General features: G+C 50.2%; 23 protein-coding genes. 11 read left to right on the forward strand and 12 right to left on the reverse strand.

Annotation, left to right across the window (positions count from 1 at the left end; translation table 11 throughout):
• Window position 1: 1 nt before the first annotated feature.
• On the reverse strand, window positions 2-1,327 hold the full coding sequence (gene rimO, locus G4551_RS08115; RefSeq protein ID WP_003836967.1) for a 30S ribosomal protein S12 methylthiotransferase RimO: 1,326 nt from the start codon (window positions 1,325-1,327) through the stop codon (window positions 2-4).
• Window positions 1,328-1,556: 229 nt separating this feature from the next.
• On the opposite strand from rimO, the gene bssR reads away from it, so the two are divergent.
• On the forward strand, window positions 1,557-1,940 hold the full coding sequence (gene bssR, locus G4551_RS08120) for a biofilm formation regulator BssR (protein ID WP_003836965.1): 384 nt from the start codon (window positions 1,557-1,559) through the stop codon (window positions 1,938-1,940).
• Between the two features lie 102 nt (window positions 1,941-2,042).
• Window positions 2,043-3,140: a PQQ-dependent sugar dehydrogenase gene (locus tag G4551_RS08125; RefSeq protein WP_003836963.1), complete on the forward strand. Its 1,098-nt coding sequence runs from the start codon at window positions 2,043-2,045 to the stop codon at window positions 3,138-3,140.
• Window positions 3,141-3,145: 5 nt separating this feature from the next.
• On the opposite strand, the gene G4551_RS08130 is transcribed toward G4551_RS08125, so the two are convergent.
• On the reverse strand, window positions 3,146-3,772 hold the full coding sequence (locus G4551_RS08130; RefSeq protein WP_003836961.1) for a glutathione S-transferase family protein: 627 nt from the start codon (window positions 3,770-3,772) through the stop codon (window positions 3,146-3,148).
• Between the two features lie 328 nt (window positions 3,773-4,100).
• Between G4551_RS08130 and dacC the strand changes: the two genes are divergently transcribed.
• Window positions 4,101-5,303 (forward strand): serine-type D-Ala-D-Ala carboxypeptidase, encoded by a 1,203-nt coding sequence (dacC, locus tag G4551_RS08135; RefSeq protein ID WP_003035316.1) that lies wholly within the window; start codon window positions 4,101-4,103, stop codon window positions 5,301-5,303.
• A gap of 44 nt (window positions 5,304-5,347) precedes the next feature.
• On the opposite strand, the gene deoR is transcribed toward dacC, so the two are convergent.
• Together deoR and ybjG are read right to left on the reverse strand one after the other, a co-directional pair.
• The gene (gene deoR, locus G4551_RS08140) at window positions 5,348-6,106 is read right to left on the reverse strand and encodes a DNA-binding transcriptional repressor DeoR (protein ID WP_003836960.1); all 759 of its coding nucleotides are present in this window, start codon (window positions 6,104-6,106) and stop codon (window positions 5,348-5,350) included.
• A 64-nt stretch (window positions 6,107-6,170) separates the two neighbouring features.
• Window positions 6,171-6,779: an undecaprenyl-diphosphate phosphatase gene (gene ybjG, locus G4551_RS08145; protein ID WP_003836958.1), complete on the reverse strand. Its 609-nt coding sequence runs from the start codon at window positions 6,777-6,779 to the stop codon at window positions 6,171-6,173.
• Between the two features lie 298 nt (window positions 6,780-7,077).
• Here ybjG and G4551_RS08150 point away from each other — a divergent pair, with 298 nt between their 5' ends.
• Window positions 7,078-8,310: an MFS transporter gene (locus tag G4551_RS08150; protein ID WP_003836956.1), complete on the forward strand. Its 1,233-nt coding sequence runs from the start codon at window positions 7,078-7,080 to the stop codon at window positions 8,308-8,310.
• A 28-nt stretch (window positions 8,311-8,338) separates the two neighbouring features.
• On the opposite strand, the gene G4551_RS08155 is transcribed toward G4551_RS08150, so the two are convergent.
• From G4551_RS08155 to G4551_RS08165, 3 genes are all read right to left on the reverse strand, one after another.
• A complete protein-coding gene (locus G4551_RS08155; protein ID WP_003836954.1) occupies window positions 8,339-8,620 on the reverse strand; it encodes a hypothetical protein in 282 nt (93 codons plus the stop codon).
• A 107-nt stretch (window positions 8,621-8,727) separates the two neighbouring features.
• On the reverse strand, window positions 8,728-9,543 hold the full coding sequence (locus G4551_RS08160; protein WP_003035335.1) for a Cof-type HAD-IIB family hydrolase: 816 nt from the start codon (window positions 9,541-9,543) through the stop codon (window positions 8,728-8,730).
• Entirely contained in the window at window positions 9,543-10,751 is a 1,209-nt protein-coding gene (locus tag G4551_RS08165) for an MFS transporter (RefSeq protein ID WP_003836950.1), read from the reverse strand. Before G4551_RS08165 ends, G4551_RS08160 begins: the two co-directional genes overlap by 1 nt.
• Before the next feature lie 85 nt (window positions 10,752-10,836).
• Here G4551_RS08165 and G4551_RS08170 point away from each other — a divergent pair, with 85 nt between their 5' ends.
• Window positions 10,837-11,385: a TetR/AcrR family transcriptional regulator gene (locus G4551_RS08170; protein WP_032936378.1), complete on the forward strand. Its 549-nt coding sequence runs from the start codon at window positions 10,837-10,839 to the stop codon at window positions 11,383-11,385.
• Between the two features lie 5 nt (window positions 11,386-11,390).
• Here G4551_RS08170 and G4551_RS08175 read toward each other — a convergent pair whose 3' ends face one another.
• On the reverse strand, window positions 11,391-12,305 hold the full coding sequence (locus G4551_RS08175) for a LysR family transcriptional regulator (RefSeq protein ID WP_003836947.1): 915 nt from the start codon (window positions 12,303-12,305) through the stop codon (window positions 11,391-11,393).
• Between the two features lie 102 nt (window positions 12,306-12,407).
• On the opposite strand from G4551_RS08175, the gene G4551_RS08180 reads away from it, so the two are divergent.
• Window positions 12,408-13,322, forward strand: a complete 915-nt coding sequence (locus tag G4551_RS08180; protein WP_003836945.1) for a DMT family transporter — start codon at window positions 12,408-12,410, stop codon at window positions 13,320-13,322.
• 12 nt (window positions 13,323-13,334) lie between these two features.
• On the opposite strand, the gene G4551_RS08185 is transcribed toward G4551_RS08180, so the two are convergent.
• From G4551_RS08185 to G4551_RS08200, 3 genes are all read right to left on the reverse strand, one after another.
• Window positions 13,335-14,132: an SDR family NAD(P)-dependent oxidoreductase gene (locus G4551_RS08185; RefSeq protein WP_032941206.1), complete on the reverse strand. Its 798-nt coding sequence runs from the start codon at window positions 14,130-14,132 to the stop codon at window positions 13,335-13,337.
• Window positions 14,133-14,297: 165 nt separating this feature from the next.
• Window positions 14,298-15,509, reverse strand: a complete 1,212-nt coding sequence (locus G4551_RS08190; protein ID WP_003836941.1) for a multidrug effflux MFS transporter — start codon at window positions 15,507-15,509, stop codon at window positions 14,298-14,300.
• Between the two features lie 484 nt (window positions 15,510-15,993).
• Window positions 15,994-17,679 carry an aspartate:alanine antiporter gene (locus G4551_RS08200; protein ID WP_003035354.1) on the reverse strand — a complete coding sequence of 562 codons (1,686 nt, stop codon included), beginning with the start codon at window positions 17,677-17,679 and terminating at the stop codon, window positions 15,994-15,996.
• A 269-nt stretch (window positions 17,680-17,948) separates the two neighbouring features.
• Between G4551_RS08200 and G4551_RS08205 the strand changes: the two genes are divergently transcribed.
• Window positions 17,949-18,329 carry an inner membrane protein YbjM gene (locus G4551_RS08205; protein ID WP_003035356.1) on the forward strand — a complete coding sequence of 127 codons (381 nt, stop codon included), beginning with the start codon at window positions 17,949-17,951 and terminating at the stop codon, window positions 18,327-18,329.
• Between the two features lie 34 nt (window positions 18,330-18,363).
• Here G4551_RS08205 and G4551_RS08210 read toward each other — a convergent pair whose 3' ends face one another.
• Window positions 18,364-18,627, reverse strand: coding sequence for a GrxA family glutaredoxin (locus G4551_RS08210; protein ID WP_003035358.1), 264 nt, complete (start codon window positions 18,625-18,627; stop codon window positions 18,364-18,366).
• A gap of 172 nt (window positions 18,628-18,799) precedes the next feature.
• Between G4551_RS08210 and G4551_RS08215 the strand changes: the two genes are divergently transcribed.
• The 4 genes from G4551_RS08215 to G4551_RS08230 all read left to right on the forward strand — a co-directional run bounded on the left by G4551_RS08215 (window position 18,800) and on the right by G4551_RS08230 (window position 21,325).
• Window positions 18,800-19,090, forward strand: coding sequence for a YbjC family protein (locus G4551_RS08215; RefSeq protein WP_003035362.1), 291 nt, complete (start codon window positions 18,800-18,802; stop codon window positions 19,088-19,090).
• Entirely contained in the window at window positions 19,074-19,796 is a 723-nt protein-coding gene (gene nfsA, locus G4551_RS08220; protein ID WP_003836934.1) for a nitroreductase NfsA, read from the forward strand. The genes G4551_RS08215 and nfsA overlap by 17 nt, the downstream gene beginning before the upstream one ends.
• A 59-nt stretch (window positions 19,797-19,855) precedes the next feature.
• The gene (gene rimK, locus G4551_RS08225; RefSeq protein ID WP_003836932.1) at window positions 19,856-20,758 is read left to right on the forward strand and encodes a 30S ribosomal protein S6--L-glutamate ligase; all 903 of its coding nucleotides are present in this window, start codon (window positions 19,856-19,858) and stop codon (window positions 20,756-20,758) included.
• Window positions 20,759-20,848: 90 nt separating this feature from the next.
• Window positions 20,849-21,325: a type III secretion system chaperone family protein gene (locus tag G4551_RS08230; RefSeq protein WP_003035368.1), complete on the forward strand. Its 477-nt coding sequence runs from the start codon at window positions 20,849-20,851 to the stop codon at window positions 21,323-21,325.
• Window positions 21,326-21,465: the final 140 nt, after the last annotated feature.

Raw genomic sequence — 21,465 nt, forward strand, 5'->3', positions numbered from 1 at the left:
ATTAAACGCGTGAACCCCACAGATCGTATTCATCTGCGTTTTCGACCTTCACGCGGATGATATCACCAGGTTTCACCTTGGTTTCACCATTCAGGTATACCGCGCCGTCGATTTCCGGAGCATCAGCCATGCTACGACCAATTGCGCCTTCTTCGTCAACTTCATCAACGATAACCAGAATCTCGCGGCCCACTTTCTCTTGCAAACGTTCAGCAGAGATCTGCTGTTGCAATTGCATAAAGCGGTTCCAGCGTTCTTCTTTTATCTCTTCCGGGATTTGATCCGGCAGGTCATTAGCGCCAGCGCCTTCTACCGGGCTGTATTTAAAGCAGCCCACGCGATCCAGACGTGCTTCCTTCAGGAAGTCGAGCAACATCTGGAAGTCTTCTTCCGTTTCACCCGGGAAACCAACAATGAAGGTGGAGCGCAGCGTCAGTTCAGGGCAGATTTCACGCCACTGCTTGATGCGCGCCAGCTGTCTGTCTACGGAGCCTGGGCGTTTCATCAGTTTAAGAATACGCGGGCTGGCATGCTGTAACGGGATGTCCAGATACGGCAGGATTTTCCCTTCTGCCATCAGCGGGATCACGTCATCAACGTGCGGGTAGGGGTAGACGTAATGCAGGCGCGTCCAGATCCCCAGTTTTGATAACTGTTCGCACAGATCAACCATGCTGGTTTTGACCGGCTCGCCGTTATGGAAACCGGTACGATGCTTCACATCCACACCGTACGCAGAGGTATCCTGAGAGATTACCAGAATCTCTTTCACGCCCGCATCGACCAGACGTTTGGCTTCGCTGAGGACGTCGCCAATCGGACGGCTCACCAGATCGCCGCGCATGGATGGAATAATGCAGAACGTACAGCGGTGGTTACAGCCTTCAGAAATCTTCAGATAGGCGTAGTGGCGCGGAGTCAGCTTGACACCCTGCTCAGGAACCAGGCTCAGGAACGGATTATGCTTTGGTTTGGGTACGTAATGATGAACGTGCTCCAGAACCTGCTCGTAGCTATGCGGCCCGGTGATTTCCAGCACCTTCGGGTGGACTTCACGGATTTGATCGACTTTCGCGCCCAGACAACCGGTGACGATCACCTTGCCGTTTTCGTTCAGCGCTTCGCCGATTGCTTCCAGGGATTCCTGAACCGCACTGTCGATAAAGCCGCAGGTATTAACGATAACCATATCCGCGTCGTCGTAGCTTGGCACGACATCATAGCCTTCGGTACGAAGTTCGGTCAGGATGCGCTCAGAATCGACGAGGTTTTTCGGGCAGCCGAGGGAGACAAAGCCGATTTTCGGCTGGTGGGTTACATTGCTCATAGCGTAAAAAGTGTTCAGTTATTGGAATATTCAGGGCAGGGATTCTACAGAGTTCTGAACAAAAATTGTATCGCAATCTCATACCATCAGCGGCCTGCCGGGCGCGGAATTAAAGATTATTTGTAAATTATGTTAATTTTAAGTGATGGATTGATCCTGGACACGACTTTGTTCAAAAAACAACCATACTATTAAGTTGCACCATAGTTGGAAAGAGGAGGAACAAAGTATGGTTGTTGACATACTGAGAACCGATCTTCTCAACAAATTGATAAACGCCCGTATCGAACTTGCCGCTTATCTGCTGTTGAGAAAAGCGAAAGGCTACATGTCAGTCAGCGAGAGCGATCGTCTGCGTGATAATTTTTTTGCACTGAATCGCGAATTGCACGAACAATCACAGCTTCACGGTATGCATCTTGATCAGGAAGAGTGGAATGCCCTTCATCGTGCTGAAGGGGCGTTAGCCGCCGCCGCTGTTTGTCTTATGAGTGGACACCATGATTGTCCAACGTTTATCGCCGTTAACGCAGAGAAACTGGAAAACTGCCTGACAACGCTGACGCTGAGTATCCAGAGTTTGCAATCTTACCCAACGCTGGAACACGTCTGAATCAGGGGGAGGGCGCTCCCCCTTTTCGTTAAGATTATGTAAATATGACGGGGTGATTCCCCTTGCTGGCTACGCTTTATGCAGAGCCATTAAGGAGGTGTTATGCGTCGACTCTTTCTCTGTGCTATCCCACTTGCGCTATTTTCCTCTTATGCCGTCGCGGTAAAAGTGGAAGTGCTGCAAACCAAACTCGATCACCCATGGTCACTGGCTTTTTTACCCGATAACCGCGGTATGCTCATTACGCTCAAAGGTGGACAGCTTCGACTCTGGCAGCCTGATAAAGGGCTTTCCGACCCGCTAACCGGCGTACCAAAAGTCTGGGCGAATGGTCAGGGCGGATTGCTTGATGTGGTGTTAGCTCCGGACTTTGAACGATCCCGTCGGGTGTGGCTAAGCTTCGCTGAAACCGACCGCGAAGGCAAAGCGGGCACCGCGGTAGGCTACGGGCGATTGAGTGACGATCTCAAACACCTGCAAGGATTTCAGACCGTTTTTCGCCAACAGCCAAAGCTCTCTACCGGAAACCATTTTGGTGGACGTCTGGTATTTGATGGCAACGGCTATCTGTTTATTGGCCTGGGGGAGAATAATCAACGCGCTACCGCCCAGGATCTGGATAAGCTGCAGGGCAAGGTCGTACGGCTGACCGATGAGGGCAAAATTCCACCGGATAATCCGTTTGTGAACATGGCGGGAGCGCGGGCAGAGATTTGGTCGTATGGCATCCGCAACCCGCAGGGTATGGCGATGAATCCGTGGAGTGATGTGTTGTGGCTCAATGAGCATGGTCCACGCGGAGGCGATGAAATTAATATCCCCGAGAAAGGGAAAAACTACGGTTGGCCTGTCGCGACCTGGGGTGTTAACTACAGTGGTTTGAAAATTCCCGAAGCAAAAGGTCAAATTGTTGCTGGCACGGAACAACCCATCTTTTACTGGGAAAAGTCGCCAGCGGTCAGCGGAATGGCTTTTTATAATAGCGATACCTTTCCACAGTGGCGGCAGAAGTTGTTCATCGGCGCGTTGAAAGATAAAGAAGTGATCGTACTGAGCGTTAAAGGGAATACGGTCACTGAGGATGGTCGTCTGTTGCAGGAAAGGGGGCAACGGATCCGTGATGTGCGCGTCGGACCAGACGGTTATTTGTATGTACTAACCGACGAGTCCGACGGGGAATTACTGAAAGTGAGTCCCTGATTGAATTAGCTGACCGGGATCATCACGATTTTTTGAAACGCCGGGCGCTCGGTCAGTTGTTGATACCAGCGCTCCAGATGAGGGCGCGGGGTCCAGCTCAGGCCAACGTTGAACAGGTTATAGATGAACGGCGCAACGGCGATATCGGCAGTGCCAAATTCAGCGCCGGAGAACCATGGCTGGTCCGCCAGCGCGTTATCCAGAATGGCAAACAGGTTATCGCAAACTTGCTTACTGGCCTCAATGGCCGCTAGATCGCGCTGATCGGCAGGTGTTCTGACCAGGCCAAATAAGATAACCCGATGCGCGGGGCTTAGCGTCTGATTTGCCCAGTCCATCCATTTTTCGCCGACGGCGCGCGCGGCCGGAGCGTCAATCCACAAACGTTTTTGTCCGTACTGAGCGGCCAGATAGCGGACAATGGTATTGGATTCCCACAGAACAACGTCCGTTTCATCATCGCGTAGCAACGGGACCAGTCCGTTCGGGTTTAGTGCCAGATAGTCGGCATCGCGGTTACCGCCATGCTGTCCGCCCGCCAGAATTTGGTTATACGGCAGTTCCAGTTCCTCGAGCGTCCACAATACTTTTTTTACGTTGGTCGAGTTATTGCGACCCCACAGTGTAATCATAGTAACCCCGCAAATTAATTGAGCAGCTTTATGGCTGCAGATGCCATCTGACTAGCTCACATGGTGGGGTAAACCTAATATTTACGCAACAAAGTCTAAAAAAATCGTGCCAGGAGCAGCGCAGCGCGGCGTTATTGCATAAACTTTAAAAACTTTACCAACTTACGGTTTCTTTAAGCTCGTTAGTGCGTTATTACTCACCGCACTTATTTTACACGTCATCCATCAGACTTTTTCTGCATGGGTTGGTCGAGGTCGCTTGGCCGGTTTTGTGTAAACACGGTGTGGTATGACGTGGTTTTTTGGAATGGATACTCGGGTGGCATTTATGACGCAATACTTCTCTTCACTTCGCAGCTTTGCTGCAGGTTCTGCACTCTTAATCCTTTTGGCGCCGACCGTACAGGCGGCGGAGCAACCGACGGCCCCGCCGAGCGTGGACGCGCGCGCGTGGATTCTGATGGATTACGCCAGTGGCAAGGTGCTGGCGGAAGGTAATGCTGATGAGAAACTGGATCCTGCCAGTCTGACCAAAATCATGACCAGCTATGTGGTTGGGCAGGCGCTGAAGGCCGGAAAAATTAACCTCAACGACATGGTCACCGTGGGCAAAGACGCCTGGGCGACCGGTAATCCAGCCCTGCGCGGTTCGTCGGTCATGTTCCTCAAGCCCGGCGATCAGGTTGCGGTGTCAGATCTGAATAAAGGCGTTATCATTCAGTCAGGTAACGATGCCTGTATTGCACTCGCTGATTACGTTGCCGGCAGCCAGGAATCCTTTATTGGTCTGATGAACGGCTATGCGAAAAAACTGGGGCTGACCAACACTACTTTCCAGACGGTGCACGGCCTGGATGCGGCAGGACAGTTCAGTACCGCACGTGATATGGCGCTGCTCGGGAAGGCGTTAATTCATGATGTGCCGGAAGAGTATGCTATTCACAAAGAGAAAGAATTTACCTTCAATAAAATTCGTCAACCGAACCGCAACCGTCTGCTGTGGAGCACCAACCTTAACGTGGACGGAATGAAAACTGGGACGACTGCCGGGGCGGGATACAACCTGGTGGCTTCCGCGACCCAGGGCGATATGCGCCTGATCTCCGTGGTGCTGGGGGCGAAAACCGATCGCATTCGTTTTAATGAGTCAGAAAAGCTGCTGACCTGGGGCTTCCGCTTCTTTGAAACCGTTACGCCGATCAAGCCGGATGCGACTTTCGTTACTCAGCGCGTATGGTTTGGCGATAAGAGTGAAGTGAATTTGGGTGCCGGAGAAGGTGGTTCTGTGACCATCCCGCGTGGCCAGCTCAAAAACCTGAAGGCCAGCTTTACCCTGACTGAACCACAGCTAACAGCACCGCTGAAGAAAGGTCAGGTTGTGGGCACTATCGACTTTCAGTTGAACGGAAAATCCATTGAGCAACGTCCGTTGATGGTGATGGAGGATGTGCAAGAGGGTGGTTTCTTTAGCCGCATGTGGGACTTTGTGATGATGAAATTCCACCAGTGGTTTGGTGGTTGGTTCTCTTAACCTTACCTATGCCGGATGGCGCAATCGCCGTCCGGCAGTATCTCTTAATACTTCAGCGTGATACGTTGCGCTTTAGCGTACTCAACAAACTCATCGTCAGGGCGGTTATCACTGATGATGGTATCAAAGCGTTTTAATTCCCCCATCCTCGCAGGCCGCACCTTGCCAAACTTGCTGTGATCGACCACCAAAACGTGATGCTGCGCCATCGACATTGCCCAGTGCTTCACCGGCAGTTCTTCCAGATTAAAACAGGTCGCGCCTTTCTCGATATGAACGCCTGCCGCGGAATAAAAGGCGATATCCGGACACAGATTGTTCAGCGTTTCCTGGAAGTCGAGCGGTTTAAAAATCGCGTTACTGGCATGGAATTCGCCACCACACAGAATGACGCGGCACTGCGGTTTTTCCTGCAGCACCAGAAACGTATTCAACGAGTAGCAGATTGCGGTGAAGGGCAGTTCATTGTCGATCGCTTCAATGATCCACGGTGTGGTAGTACCGCAATCGAAAAAGATGGTCTGATGTGCCTGCACGAGACTCGCCGCCAGCTGGGCGGCGCGACGTTTTTCATCAACCAGACGGGATTTTTGATCGCTGATTAAATAATGGTTAGCGCTGCGGGGTTCCAGAACAATATAGCCCCCGAGCAGTACGACGGGAGCATCATGATTATTCAGGTCGCGACGAATGGTCATCTCAGACACGCCCAGCAACGTTGCGGCTTCTTTGAGGTGTAATTTATCGCTGCGTTTCAGCGCCTGCAGTAATTGACCAATACGCTCGTCGCGTCGAGTTTCCATAGTTCCCCTGGAGAATAGAATAAGTGCTCAGTTTCGCGCTTAATACTACTCTTTTTACCGTGGGTTAGTCACGTACCCAACCTTTACGGATGGGGAGGGCGAAGCAGGCGCGATAGCAAGTTTGCAAGCCGAGGTACAGGGTCGCGCCAAAGCGCTGCCAGATCATCTGGGCGCTCAGACAGCCGATCAACCCAGCTAGTAATCCGCCCAGCATATCCAGCGGCCAGTGTACGCCAAGGTAAACCCGCGACCAGGCAATCGCCACGGCAACGACCATCAGCAGAGCGCCCGTCCACAGGCGATGCCAGAACAGGAAGGCCAGTGCAAAGGTAAAGATAACCGTACCGTGGTCACTCGGGAAAGAATCATCTGCCGCATGATGCAGGAAGTTGTAACCGATGTGGTTTACAAACGGGCGATCGTGAGGGAACAGATGTCCCATCAGCCAGGAAATCGTCAGACCAACTATCAACGCAATGGCCATTTTGATGACCAACTGGCGCTGGAGCGTAACCTGACCACGCGGTCCCCAAAGCCAGAGCACAACGGCTAACAGCGGCACAATGCTGATCAGATCTTTGGCAATGAAAATGGCGAGCGAAATTGCCCATTGCGCAGAGTCGGGTGTTGCATTGATCAGGTAAAAAAGTGAGTTGTTCAGATTTTCCAGCATAACGTCCAGACTCAGTGTAATCGTTAAAAAGGCCCATGGGAGTGAGAGCATAAAATTGCTTTCACGGGATAAAAAGCGGTCTTGTCTTATTTGTCTGCTAAATGACTATTTTTAAGACAATTAATGAGACTTATTGAGCATGATAGCGGTCTCAACTTAAATTAACCTTAAAGCAAAATCTTCTTGAGCAAATGAATGTAAAAATGTGCGCATTTTGCTTTCAAATCACATAATTCACTATCACCAGTACGGCGCATTTATTACACTTTGCGCGATTTTTCTATAGCTAAGAGACTGCATGCAGAACCGTTTATCTTCAGGCGCCCGTTTGGGGCGTCAGGCATTACTTTTCCCTCTCTGTCTGGTGCTTTACGAATTCTCTACTTATATCGGCAACGATATGATCCAGCCTGGAATGTTGGCGGTGGTGGAGCAATACAATGCCGGATTAGATTGGGTACCCACATCCATGACCGCCTATCTGGCTGGCGGCATGTTTTTACAGTGGTTGTTAGGACCGCTATCGGATCGTGTTGGGCGTCGTCCGGTGATGTTAACCGGCGTGCTCTGGTTCATCGTGACCTGCCTTGCGACCCTGCTTGCACAGAATATTGAGCAATTTACTTTCCTGCGTTTTTTGCAGGGGATAAGCCTGTGCTTTATTGGTGCGGTGGGTTACGCCGCCATTCAGGAATCCTTTGAAGAAGCGGTCTGCATAAAAATTACCGCGCTGATGGCAAACGTGGCGCTGATTGCGCCGCTGCTGGGTCCGTTGGTAGGCGCAGCCTGGGTACATGTTCTGCCGTGGGAAGGGATGTTTATCCTGTTTGCTGCTCTGGCGGCCATCTCCTTTTTTGGTCTGCAACGCGCGATGCCGGAAACGGCAACCCGGCTGGGTGAAAAGCTGTCCATTAAAGAGCTGGGCAAGGATTATAAGTTGGTGCTAAGGAACGTGCGTTTCGTTGCAGGCGCACTGGCGTTGGGTTTTGTCAGCCTGCCGTTACTGGCGTGGATTGCGCAATCTCCGATTATTATCATCAGCGGAGAACATCTCAGTAGTTACGAATATGGCCTGTTGCAGGTGCCGATTTTTGGTGCGCTGATTGCCGGTAACCTGGTGCTGGCGCGTCTGACTTCGCGAAAAACCGTGCGTTCGCTGATTATCATGGGCGGCTGGCCAATCGCCGTTGGCCTGATTATTGCCGCTGCGGCCACGGTGGTGTCATCTCATGCATATCTATGGATGACGGCGGGTTTGAGTATCTATGCGTTTGGCATTGGCGTGGCGAATGCGGGGCTGGTGCGCCTGACGCTGTTTGCCAGTGAAATGAGTAAAGGTACGGTTTCTGCCGCAATGGGTATGTTGCAGATGCTGATTTTTACCGTTGGTATCGAGCTGAGTAAACACGCTTATCTGCTGGGAGGCAACGGCTTGTTCAGCTTGTTCAATCTGGCCAGCGGGGTGCTGTGGCTGATTCTTATGGTGATCTTCCTGAAAGATAAACGGGTAGGGGATTCCCGGGAAGGCTAAAGCCCGGTTGCCCGGGCCTGGCAGAAGCTTAGTGGTGATCGTCAATCTGATGTTCGATGATCATGCCTTCACCGACGCTGGCAACATGTCGCGCATAAGGATGTGCGCGATAAACAGGAGCCGGGGCAGGAGTCGGGGCAACATACACCGTTTGTGGCGCGGTAGTCACGTTGACCGCCTGCGGCACGCTGACGGAAGAGGGCACGATCACCACTTTATAACCGCTTGGTACATCAACGGTAACGCTTTGCGCAAATACTGACCCTGCAAAACCCAGCAACAATGTCGCCATCAGTACACTTTTCTTCATAATCCGCTCACCTGAAATATTCACTGGAAGTAATAATCCAGTGGGTTAATTTGAGGCGGATTATGAATAGATCATGCCATCATTTTGTTGCCGTCTGTGCTGAGGCGTTAATGCGTAAACGGTGCTTCATTCTTTAACACGCGGTCGATAATATCCAGGACGCCCTCTTCGTTGTTCGATCCCGCGCGATATTTCGCCGCCTTGATAACCGGCTCATGGGCGTTGGCCATTGCAAAACTAAATCCCGCCTGGCGCAGCATTTCAATATCATTTCCACCATCGCCAAACACAACAACCTCATCGTCGTTAATATTCCAGCGTTGTTGCAGCAACCGCAGACCATTTGCCTTATGCACGCCAGGAATAATCAAATCGATGCTCCCGTAGCCGGTATGCACCGGCACCATAATGTCGCCAATCGCCTCGTGGAGATCGGCCTGCACCTGTGGGATTCTGTCGTCGGAAATATTCAGCCCGAACTTGAAGAAAACGTCGTTAAGATTGTCAAAATTATCTACAAATTCGAGACGATGATAATACATGGCAGAAACAGCTTTATGTTCATCGCTGTACTGCTTCAGCGTGTAGGCGCTGCTTTTACCACAGGCAATGATATCAATGTCTGTACGGGTCAGCAGATGTTCAACGATGGCCTGGAAATCATCCTTTGCCAGTTCGCCGTTAAAAACATCTTCACCTTCACTGACTACCCAACCGCCGTTTTCGGCAACAAATGAGATCTCACTGGCCAGTTCGGGGAAAAAGGAAATCAACTGATAATATTGATTGCCGCTGGCGACCACAAAGCGGATCCCTTGTTCTTTCATCTGGCGGTATTGCGCCATAAAGCGCTCACGGTTATAGGTTTTTTGGTCACTTAAAAATGTGCCATCCATGTCGACCGCAATTAATTTGATGCTCATTAGCTGTTCTCCATCACCGTGGTATTTTTGAGATCCGGTTTCGCCACCGCTTTCGCGACGATGGCGGCGACAAGCACCAGCGCCAGCACCACCAGCATAGCGCTGCGCAGGCCGTAGTGTTCACCCAGGTAGCCCAGCAGCGGCGGTCCAACCAGGAACGCCAGATAGCCGGTTGTTGCGACAACGCTGACGCGGGTTGGTGCATCGGGGCCGGTGTCGCTGGCGGCTGAAATGGTCAGCGGGAAGCCGAGTGATGCACCGAGTCCCCACAAAATAACGGAAACACCCGCTACCCAAGAGCTGTCGACAAAAATAATCAGGCTAATCCCGAGAGCGCCCATCAGCGCACTGGCGCGCACCACCGTTACGCGGCTGTAGCGGTCGATGAACCAGCCGCCAGTAAAGCGGCCAACGGTCATGCCCAGCGTAAATCCGGCATAAATCAGAGAGCCTGATGTTGGGCTAAACCCATGACCGTCCACCATCAGCAGCGGAAGCCAGTCGTTGGCGGAACCTTCAGCAAATGCCATTGCGAGCACCACGACGCCAATCAGCAATAACTGGATATCGCGATAAAAAGGCAGTCCTTTTTCACCGGAGGGAGAACCATCAGCGGCATTTTTACCCGTGCCGTCAGGAATTGCTTTGATGGCGATAAAGATAGGAGTGATAGCTACCAGCGCCGCCAGCAGAATATGCGCGTTTGCCGGGACGCTGAAGGCGGTAAGCATCATCCCGACTCCTGCGCCCGCCAGCGTTCCCAGGCTGTAAAAACCATGCATCATCGGCAGCACGGTTTTATTCATTTCGCGTTCAACCGCCGCACCTTCGACGTTGATGGCCACTTCTGCTGCGCCAAAACTGGCGCCAAACACGGCCAGACCAAATGCGAAAAGCCAGGCGGAATGTAGCCAGAGCGCCACGCTGAGGATAGCCATCCCAATGACCGCACATGACATGGTAGTGCGGATCACTTTGCGCGTGCCAAATCGTTTCACCAGCCAGGCCGAACAAAGAATGCCACTCATCGAACCAATAGAGAGTCCAAACAGCACCGCGCCCATTTCGGCGGTAGAGATGGAGAGAATATCTCTGATGGCAGGGGTACGCGTTGCCCAGGAGGCCATTAATAATCCTGGTAAAAAGAAGAACGTGAACAGCGCCCAGGTGCGACGTCTTAAGGCTTTGCGTGATGAGATGCCAGTCATGAATTCGAGCCAAAGAAAAGAGGAAAGAAGACAACATTAGCAAGGTTGTGTACATTTGTACACAAATGCAAGAAGAGGAAATGCAGTGCGACGTGCAAACGATCCGCAGCGGCGGGAAAAAATAGTTCAGGCCACCCTTAAGGCGATAGTAATCCATGGTATTCATGGGGTTACACACCGTAAAATCGCTATGATTGCCGAGGTGCCACTGGGCTCAATGACCTATTATTTTGCAGGAATAGATGATCTGCTGTTGGAGGCATTCAGCTGTTTTACGCATACTATGTCTCAGCAGTACCAGGATTTTTTTGCCGACGTTGCTGATGCGCAGGCGGCCTGCCATGCGATTACCGATATGATTTACGGCTCCCAGGTCACAACGCCTGATAATATGGAGCTTATGTATCAGCTGTATGCTTTCGCCAGCCGTAATCCAGCGTTGAAAACGGTGATGCAGAACTGGATGCTACGCAGCCAACAAACGTTAGAGCAGTGGTTTGATCCGGTTACGGCGCGGGCGCTGGATGCGTTTATTGAAGGAATGACGCTGCATTTTGTCACGGATAAAAAACCGCTGCAGCGAGAAGATATTCTGATGATGGTGGAGCGTATTGCCGAATTGCCGCAGAGATAAAATCCTCAAAATGGTTTGTCGAGGCGGGTAACGGCCTGACGTAAAAAATCAATGACTTTTACCGCCTCTGGCGTCAACGGTCGGGCGGCTATTTTTACCGTCCCGACATCCATATAAGTAATAAAATCATCAATCGTTCTGTGCATGACGCGCAGACCATCCAGTGACCACGGGCGATACACCAGGTCGGATAAAATCGTTATCCCTCTACCTTTTGCAACCAGACTTCTTATTGCTTCAAAAGAGTTGCTGCGAAAACTGATATTGGGCGTATAGCCACGCTGCTGCCAGTAATCGATGATTACGTCAGGGTACTTATCGGTTTCCAGCAGTAAAAATGGTAGTTTCTCGACGTCTATTAAACGGATCGATGCCTGGCTCTGTAGCGGATGCCCAATAGACGTCCACAGGCGGCGCTGTGAACGAATAAATGTTTCGATCTCCAGGTCGTTATCATGGTTGATATTTGAGGTCAGAAGCAGGCAAAAATCGACCTTTTGTTCCCGTAGCGCCTGTACCAGTTCCGGTGCGGTAGCTTCATAAAACACGATCTCCAGCAAAGGGAAACGTCGTTCAATATCGTTGAGTATATCCGGGATAAGATAGGCAGAGAGCGTTTCGGCAATGCCTATGCGCACCGTGCCGGTGAGAATTTCGCTCCTGTCATGCAGGGCGTCAATAGCCGAGTGGCTACTATTGATGATGTTGCAGGCATGTGCCAGAAAGCGCTCGCCCTCAGCGGTGAGCTTCACACCTTTGGGATAACGTACAAATAGCTGCACGTCTAATGCTTCTTCCAGGTTCCGCATGGCAATGGTCATTGATGACTGAGAAATATGACAGCGTGCAGCAGCTTTGGAAATTTGTAATGTTTCTGCAAGCGCGATGTAAAACTCAAGTTGCCTTAGCGTAAATTTCATAGTTTTAATCTATGCAGATGGATAAAAACGTTATATTAGCATTCATTCTCACGCCGCCGTAGCCTTGTGGTCATACCGTACAACTGACAATAAGGCGCAAATATGCCCTATCTTTTACTCAGTCTGGCTGCCTGTTTTTGGGGTGGAAATTATGTGATTGGTCATCTCTTGGTCGCTGAAGTTAATCCCATCGTTTTATCAGCGGCACGCTGGGTATTTACCGCGTTATTATTGATGACGCTCTATTTTCGTCAGGTCACAGAGCAATGGCCGGTGATGAAAAAATCCTTTGGTACTATCGTCTTCCTTGCGCTTTGTGGTCAGGTTCTTTTCCCCTTAACGTTGTATATCGGCTTGCAATATACAACCTCGCTTAATGCCGCGATTTATATGTCCACCACCCCGGCGCTCGTACTGTTAATCAATAAATTCTTTTTTAAAGAGCGGATTTCTGCGCGAAATATAGCTGGTGTGATCCTGAGTACTGTTGGTGTTATATGGCTGGTGTCGCAGGGTGATATGATAAATGCGCGGGTATTTGCGCATCTGAATCAGGGCGATTTCTGGACCATGGGGTCAGCGTTAAGTTGGGCCGTCTATTGTGCTTTTTTACGCATTAAACCGCGTGAGGTAAAGGGAAACGCCTTTGTCGCAGTGAGCGCGCTGTTAGGTGCGATTGTACTTATTCCGGTACTGGCTTTGGAGTTGATACGCAATGGTATGCCGGGATGGAATAGCTATGCCAATACAGGCTTTGTGACTGGGCTGGCATATCTTGTTATTTTTCCTTCGTGGCTGTCATATCTATTATGGAACAAAGGGATTAGCGCCATTGGCGCAACGCGTGGAGAGATCTATTCACACTTGATCCCATTGAGTGGCGGATTATTTAGTGTGATGTTTTTGCACGTCACTCTGCATTCATATCATCTGGTGAGCGCGTTGGTTATTATGTGCGGTATAGCATTGTGTTCCCGTCCGAGTGCAAAAAAAGGCTCGCAGCAGCGCGTGGCGTGAAAAGCGGGTAAATTAGCTTATGGTGGCGCCCCCGGTAATATTTACCACTGTGGCGGTCATGGCGCTGGCATGGTCTGAAGCGAGAAAGGTTGTAACCTCAGCGATTTGTGCAAGCGTAGGCAGGCGCGCGAGCATGGTACTTTGCGCCGTCCCCCCTAACCATTGATCGACGGTTAAACCCATTGACTGTGCTTTAGCGGTGAAAATTTCTCCGGTATAGGAGCCAGCCGCTACAGCATCCACAATCGCATGCGACCGCACGCCGACGACACGAATGTTTATTGGTCCCGTCTCGCTGGCGAGCGCCTTAATAAAAGCCTCTGTTCCTGCACAGCCGACGATATGGCCGAGATGCCCGGGCATCGCCATCGGGGCTGCGGGCGCAACGATGGTGAGAATAACGCCTGCTCGATTGCCGCCCATGTGCGGCGTTACGGCTTTTGCGATATTGAACTGCGCCGCAAGAAAAGGGGTGATACCGCTCATAAACTCAGAGAGGGATAATGCATCGATGCGCTTGCCCTGTTCGTGCATAAATCCCGTTGCGTTAACCACCACATCTATTCCACCGGTTTGCTGTACAAGGCGGGTAACTTCCTTCGATGCGTTGTGCTCGTCGAGTACATCGGTGATAAAGGTTTCGACTGTACCTCCCGCCGTTCGGATGCCACTGGCGGTCCAATCCAGCTTTTCCTGACGGCGCGCGCCCAGATACACATGGGCCCCTTCGCGCGCCATAGTATGCGCAACTGCACTACCAATAGCGCCGCTGCCACCGAAGATCATTGCGACTTTGCCTGAGAGTAACATAGCAACCCCATCACCATTTAGCACCGAGTAAAGTATGTGCCATAACGGGCATGCTGCAAATTTGAGAAAGCGTTTCCGGGGAACCTCACTCAGCGATGAAAAATCAGGTTATGTCGGGGACATTGCTGCTATAGATCTTATAGCAGCAATGTCTATCAGCTCATTTTAACGTCGATCAGTTACTGTAAGTGTTTGATATTTCTTTAACATGTATATCATTATCAAAATTATCAAAAGCAAGTACATCATCCAGATGCTGGTATTTAGCTCAATTAAAAAACTACCGACACCTCCGATAACTGACGGAATAACCAGCGAGGCAGCTCCCATCAACGCAGAGGTCGCTCCCAGGTTGGTGCGCTGGCTGGACATGGTCAGGTAGGTATAGAGTGATTCGAACATCCCTCCAGCAAACATCAGGATAATAAAGAAGAATATAAAAATATTGACGTGATAACTAAGTATTATTAATGGAATACACAGTACAATAAATGAGGCGATGATTTTCAGCCACGAATTCAAAATTTGCGGCGCAGATCTTTTCTTAAGAAGTTTACCTGATAATGCAGCCCCCAGCAGTAGGAAGCCTCCAATAATTGATGAAAGCACACCAAATTGCGTTGATGAGTATCCAAACGTAACCATAAAAATAAATGGGGAGGCTGTGACATAGCAATAAATCAGCGAAAATGACAGACCAAGAGACAGACAAGGTAGATAAAATCGAGGTTGTTTGCTGATCTCTTTATACGTATTAAATGATGATTCTAATGAATAGGCAACCCTTCTCTCATGGCTGAGTGTTTCAGGGAAGTTAAAATAAACGTATATTAACGTTATAATAGCATAGCCACATATCATTAAAAAAATTGCGCGCCATCCCCATAAGTCATTAATTACCCCTCCCAGCAGGGGCGAAGCAATGGGAACGACACCTTCGATAGTGATGATGATGGCATACAGCGTCGCGGCCACTGAACCACGAGTTACATCTCGAACTGCGCTGATTGCTGTAACCAGCGTTATTGATATAGAAAGACCTTGTATGACACGGATCGCCAGAAACATAACCAGACCGGTTGAGAGCGTGAGACAATATGTTGTCACGCCATAAATAACCGCACCTGTAAGCATAATTTTTCGCCGGCCAATAGCATCAGATAATGGACCAAAAATTAGCTGTCCAAAACCAATGCATAGGGTATAAACCATAATCGACAACTGCGTGGTTGAGACATTTTTTTCAAATTCTTTTGCGATGTCGGGAATTGAAGGTAAATAAGTGTCCACTCCCAGAATTCCCATTATCGTCAACATGGCCAGGCCGACAGTAAAGTAAATTATGTTCTTTCTATGAATAACAGTTTGCAGCTTCATTACTTATCACCATGAGTAAATTAAAAGCATGAAAAAGTTCACTATTTAAATAGAGATGTTGTGGATAATTATCGTGTAGGCAATAAAACAGAGTTGAAATGAACTGTCAAACTTTTGACTCAAAAAATTGAGATATGAGTCACAGGTATATAGCCATAATTTTCGATGGTAGGGTTCCAGTTAAATTTAATTGTGTTTGATTGCCAGGCAGCACGAGGAACCATAAGTACACTGACTTCGAATACGGGCATACTGCTGGTGTTGGTGTTGGTGTTGGTGTTGGTGTTGGTGTACGTGATTGATTTTTTCAGTAGTAAATTTCAGGCAACAAAAAACCCATCAACCTTGAACCAAAACGGCGGGGTTGATGGGCTCCACAAATTGGGGACATCAAAGAAAAGCAGTGGCAATAGTTATGACTGACGCCTTGAAGAAAAGTTCTGCTTACCTGCAAAAAATTTTCGTTTAAGGGTAAATTTCAGCGCTAACCAAGGCCAGGCCAGACAATGACGATGAGTGTCCCCGCTAATGTCAGCAGAACGTTGGCTATCGCGTAGGTCCCGGCATAACCTAACGCAGGGATGTTGCTGCGTGCGGTGTCGCTGATGATTTCCATTGCCGGAGCACAGGTACGTGCGCCCATCATGGCGCCAAACAGCAGGGCGCGGTTCATGCGCAATACGTAAGCACCAAACAAGAAACAGATAACAACCGGAACCAGGCTGACTACCAGACCGGCAATCAACATTTGACCACCGACGGCCCCCAGCCCATTACCAATGCCACTGCCTGCGCTTAAACCGACGCCAGCCATGAATACCATCAGGCCAAATTCTTTCACCATGTTCAGCGCACCCTGTGGGATGTAGCCAAACGTTGGATGGTTGGCTCGCAGGAAGCCCAGCATGATACCGGCGAACAGCAGTCCAGCCGCATTCCCGATGCCGAAGCTGAAATTACTGAACTGGAAGGTGATCATCCCGATCATCAGACCGATGATAAAGAAGGCGCAGAAGGCCAGCAGATCGGTCACCTGACTGTGAATCGAAATGAAGCCGATACGATCGGCAATGGTTTTCACGCGGCGAGCATCACCGCTGACCTGCAATACGTCACCTTTGTTGAGCACGACGTTGTCATCAATAGGCATTTCAATCTGGCTGCGGATCACGCGGTTCAGGAAACAACCGTGGTCGGTCAGTTTCAACTGAGCCAGGCGACGACCAACGGCATTGTGGTTTTTCACTACAATTTCTTCAGTGACGATGCGCATATCGAGCAGATCGCGATCGAACACCTCTTTACCGTTACGGAAGCTGGGATCGAGGCGGGCATGGGCGTCTGGATAACCCACCAGGGCTATCTCATCGCCCATTTGCAGCACCGCGTCACCATCCGGGTTGGCAAGAATGCCGTTGCGACGGATACGTTCAATGTAACAACCGGTCTGACGATAAATACCCAGTTCGCGCAGATTTTTACCATCGGCCCATGCCACCAGCTCCGGGCCAACGCGATAGGCGCGAATCACCGGGAGGTAAACTTTACGATTGGCATCAGTATCCAGGCCCCGTTCACGCGCGATTTGTTGGGCGCTGGTTTGCAGATCCTGATGCTGAAGTTTCGGCAAATAGCGCGCACCAACAATCAGACTGACCAGACCAATCAAATAGGTGAGGGCGTAACCCAAGCTCAGGTTATCGAGAGCGCTTGAAAGTTGTGTTCCTGACATTCCTGAATGGCGCAAGGTGTCACCTGCGCCGACCAGCACCGGCGTTGAGGTCATCGAGCCAGCCAGCATACCCGCCGTCAGGCCGATGTCCCAGCCAAATAGCTTACCCAGCCCCAGGGCGATCAGCATTGCGCTACCGACCATCACCAGGGCAAGCATTAGATAATTTTTCCCATCGCGAAAAAAAATCGAAAAAAAGTTGGGGCCGGCTTCGACGCCGACGCAAAAAATAAACAGCATAAAGCCGAGATTTAATGCATCGGTGTTAATACTAAAGTGCTGCTGACCTAATAATAGGGAGACCACTAAAACGCCAATGGAATTACCGAGTTGGACTGAACCCAGACGTAATTTGCCCAGACACAGGCCCAGAGCCAGGACCACAAATAATAACAGGATGTAATTCCCATTTAACAAATCTGCGACGTTTATATTCACGGAGACTAACTTCTTGTTTACTAGTAAGCTATTGAAAGAAATGGCAATTTACGCTAATGTTTTTGCCAGAAATTAAGGGGCGATAGCATCGTACACAGCCCCGAATAATGCAGCATAACAATATATGCGGCTAGTTTAATCTCATTACGTATCAACGGCTATAAGAATCGTGTGGGTGTGTTTTTGGCATGGAATGCCGAGTTACTTTATCTGACTGGACGCCTGCGGGCGAAAAGAGTGTTCGATAGAGAATGTGTCAGGAGGAACGATTGAAACATAAGCAAAGTTGGGCGAGTGCGGTCTGCTGCTTTGTGCTCTTTATTGTGGTGTGTCTTTCATTAACGCTGAACGTGAAAGGGGCATTCAGAGCAGCAGGGCATCCTGAGGTCGGATTGTTGTTTTTTATCTTACCAGGTGCTGCAGCAAGCTTTTTTTCCCATCGTAGGGAAGTACTCAAACCCCTTCTTGGTGCAATGTTGGCGGCGCCGTGCTGCCTGTTACTGATGCGGTTCGTTTTTATGCCGACGCGTTCATTGTGGCAAGAGCTGGCGTGGTTGTTTAGTGCGGTGTTTTGGTGCGCGCTTGGCGCATTATGTTTTTTATTTATCAGTAGCTTATTCAATCAGCATCAACGGCGGAAAAAGAACTGATGACGCCCTCAAGCTGAGGGCGTAGAAACAGCTATCAGGCGAACAGATTCATATTCTCTTTTGCCCAGGCTTCAAAATCCGTGCAACCGCCGATGTGTTTTTGATCGACGAAAATCTGCGGAACGGTTTCAACTGGCTTACCTACTGTTTTTTCCAGATCTGCTTTGGTAATTCCTTCAGCATGGATATCAATGTAGCGGAAGTTAAAATCGTCATGCTCACTGCTTAATTTTTCTGCTAATTCTTTTGCGCGCACGCAATACGGGCACCCTGGGCGACCAAAAATAACGGCAAACATCTCTTTCTCCTCGAACTTATCAGGCCGGATGGCAATACTTGTTATGATGCCGCGATTTGTGACGGATGGAAAGCAGGTTCAGCCTGTTGCTTTGATATCCTCAAGCTATATCTGTTAAACACGGCAAGCCGGAACGTTTTATAATGAAAGCCATTTCGCCGGGAGGCCGCGTATGCGCACAATTGGTGTATTACCCAAAAGCGTATTGATGCTGGAAATAGTTGGGATGGTTTTGTTATCGCTGGCGCTGCTATCGCTTAACGATTACCTCACCTTGCCCGCACCGCTTAACAGCCCGTTAGCCTGCGTGGTGATGATATTTCTGGGCGTACTGCTGATGCTCCCTGCTGCGGTGGCGTTGATGTGGCGTATTGCGCAACTGCTGGCACCGCAACTGATGTCACGCGCACCCGGTGATTCAACTGATTTAGACAGAGACAAAAGAGATGACACCAACCATTGATTTACTCCGCAGCCACCGTTCCATTCGCCATTTTACCGATGATGCTATCTCGGATGCACAGCGTGAGGCGATTATTGCCGCCGCTCAGGGAACGTCAAGCTCCAGTTTTCTACAGTGCACGACGATCGTTCGTATAACGGATAAATCTCTGCGTGAATCGCTGGCTACCTTATCTGGCGGCCAAAAGCATGTGGCGCAGGCCGCTGAGTTCTGGGTGTTTTGCGCTGATTTTAATCGTCATTTGCAGATTTGCCCTGATGCGCAACTTGGGCTGGCGGAACAGCTGCTGCTGGGCGTGGTTGATACTGCAATGATGGCGCAAAATGCGTTGACGGCGGCAGAGTCGCTGGGACTTGGCGGCGTATTCATTGGCGGTCTGCGTAACAATATTGAGCCGGTCACCGAACTGCTGAAGCTGCCGCAGCACGTTCTGCCGCTGTTTGGTTTGTGCCTTGGCTGGCCTGCGGATAACCCGGATATCAAGCCGCGCCTGCCTGCGTCGCTTGTTGTGCACGAAAACCAGTATCAGCCGCTCGATACAGACGTTTTGTCGCAGTATGACGAACAGCTTGCGCAGTACTATCTGACCCGCGGCAGCAATACGCGTCGTGACACCTGGAGCGATCACATTCGCCGTACCATCATTAAAGAAAGTCGCCCCTTTATCCTGGAATATTTGCATAAACAGGGATGGGCCACGCGCTAAAGATTTTAACCCAGTGTATGATACGCCAGCTTTTACCAGGTCATTCAGAGAGGTGCAGGGTGAAAATTGCCATTTTGTCCCGGGACGGAACGCTCTATTCTTGTAAACGCCTACGTGAAGCGGCGATGCAGCGCGGTCACCTGGTTGAAGTTATCGATCCCCTTTCTTGCTATATGAACATCAGTCCGGCGGCATCTTCTATTCATTATAAGGGCCGTCAGCTTCCCCATTTCGACGCGGTGATCCCGCGGATTGGTTCCGCGATTACCTTTTATGGGACGGCGGCGCTGCGCCAGTTTGAGATGCTGGGTAGCTATCCGTTGAATGAGTCGGTAGCGATTACACGAGCGCGCGATAAGCTGCGTTCGCTACAACTGCTGGCGCGTCAGGGAATTGATTTACCCATCACCGGGATAGCCCACTCTCCCGACGATACCAGCGACATGATTGACATGGTTGGCGGTGCGCCGTTGGTGGTGAAACTGGTTGAAGGCACCCAGGGTATTGGCGTGGTGTTGGCGGAAACGCGGCAGGCTGCAGAAAGCGTGGTAGATGCCTTTCGTGGGCTGAATGCCCATATCCTGGTTCAGGAATATATCAAAGAAGCGAAGGGGCGCGATATCCGCTGTTTCGTGGTGGGCGACGAAGTAGTGGCCGCCATTGAACGACGGGCTAAAGAGGGCGATTTTCGTTCTAATCTCCATCGCGGTGGTGTGGCGACTATTGCGAGTATCACGCCGCGCGAAAGAGAAATTGCGCTCAAAGCCGCCCGGACTATGGGCCTGGACGTTGCAGGCGTTGATATTCTGCGCGCTGATCGAGGGCCACTGGTCATGGAGGTCAACGCGTCTCCGGGGCTGGAAGGAGTGGAGAAAACCACCGGGATAGACATAGCTGGCAAGATGATCCAGTGGATCGAACGTCACGCTACGCCTGAATTTTGCCTTAAAATCGGCGGCTAAGCGCAATATCGATTGCGATCGTGGTATGACACGCTCTTTTTGCGTAAGCTGTGCCGGTATTTTTTTCATCAATAGAGGTCGCACATTATTATGACATCACTGGTCGTTCCCACTCTGGATACGTTGCGTCAATGGCTCGACGACCTGGGCATGAGTTTTTTTGAATGCGATACCTGTCAGGCGCTGCATTTGCCGCACATGCAGAATTTTGACGGCATCTTTGATGCAAAAGTTGATTTGGTCGATAACGTCATTCTGTTTTCCGCGATGGCAGAAGTCAGACCTTCTGCACTGCTGCCGCTGGCCGCCGATCTGTCCGCGATCAATGCCAGCTCACTGACGGTGAAAGCTTTTCTGGATATGCAGGATGATAATCTGCCAAAACTGGTGGTTTGCCAGTCTTTATCCGTTATGCCGGGCGTGACGTTCGAGCAGTTTGAATGTTTTGTTCGCCAGAGCGAAGAGCAGATATCGATGGTGATCCTTGAAGCCGGTGCGCATCAGCTGTTATTTAATGCTGAAGAAGATGCGCAGAATAGCACCGCTGAAATTCATTTCCTCCATTAATTTTTCCTGAATCTGGACATATATTGCGCAGCCGCTGCCAGAGCGGTTGCGTATTGCCCGTTTTTATTCTGTATTTAACCTTTCATTAAAGAATTATTCACCTCTATTCAGCGCCTTCCGCTTTACGTCATAGACAATTC

This window comes from Citrobacter freundii ATCC 8090 = MTCC 1658 = NBRC 12681, assembly GCF_011064845.1.
In the GTDB taxonomy this organism is placed as follows: domain Bacteria; phylum Pseudomonadota; class Gammaproteobacteria; order Enterobacterales; family Enterobacteriaceae; genus Citrobacter; species Citrobacter freundii.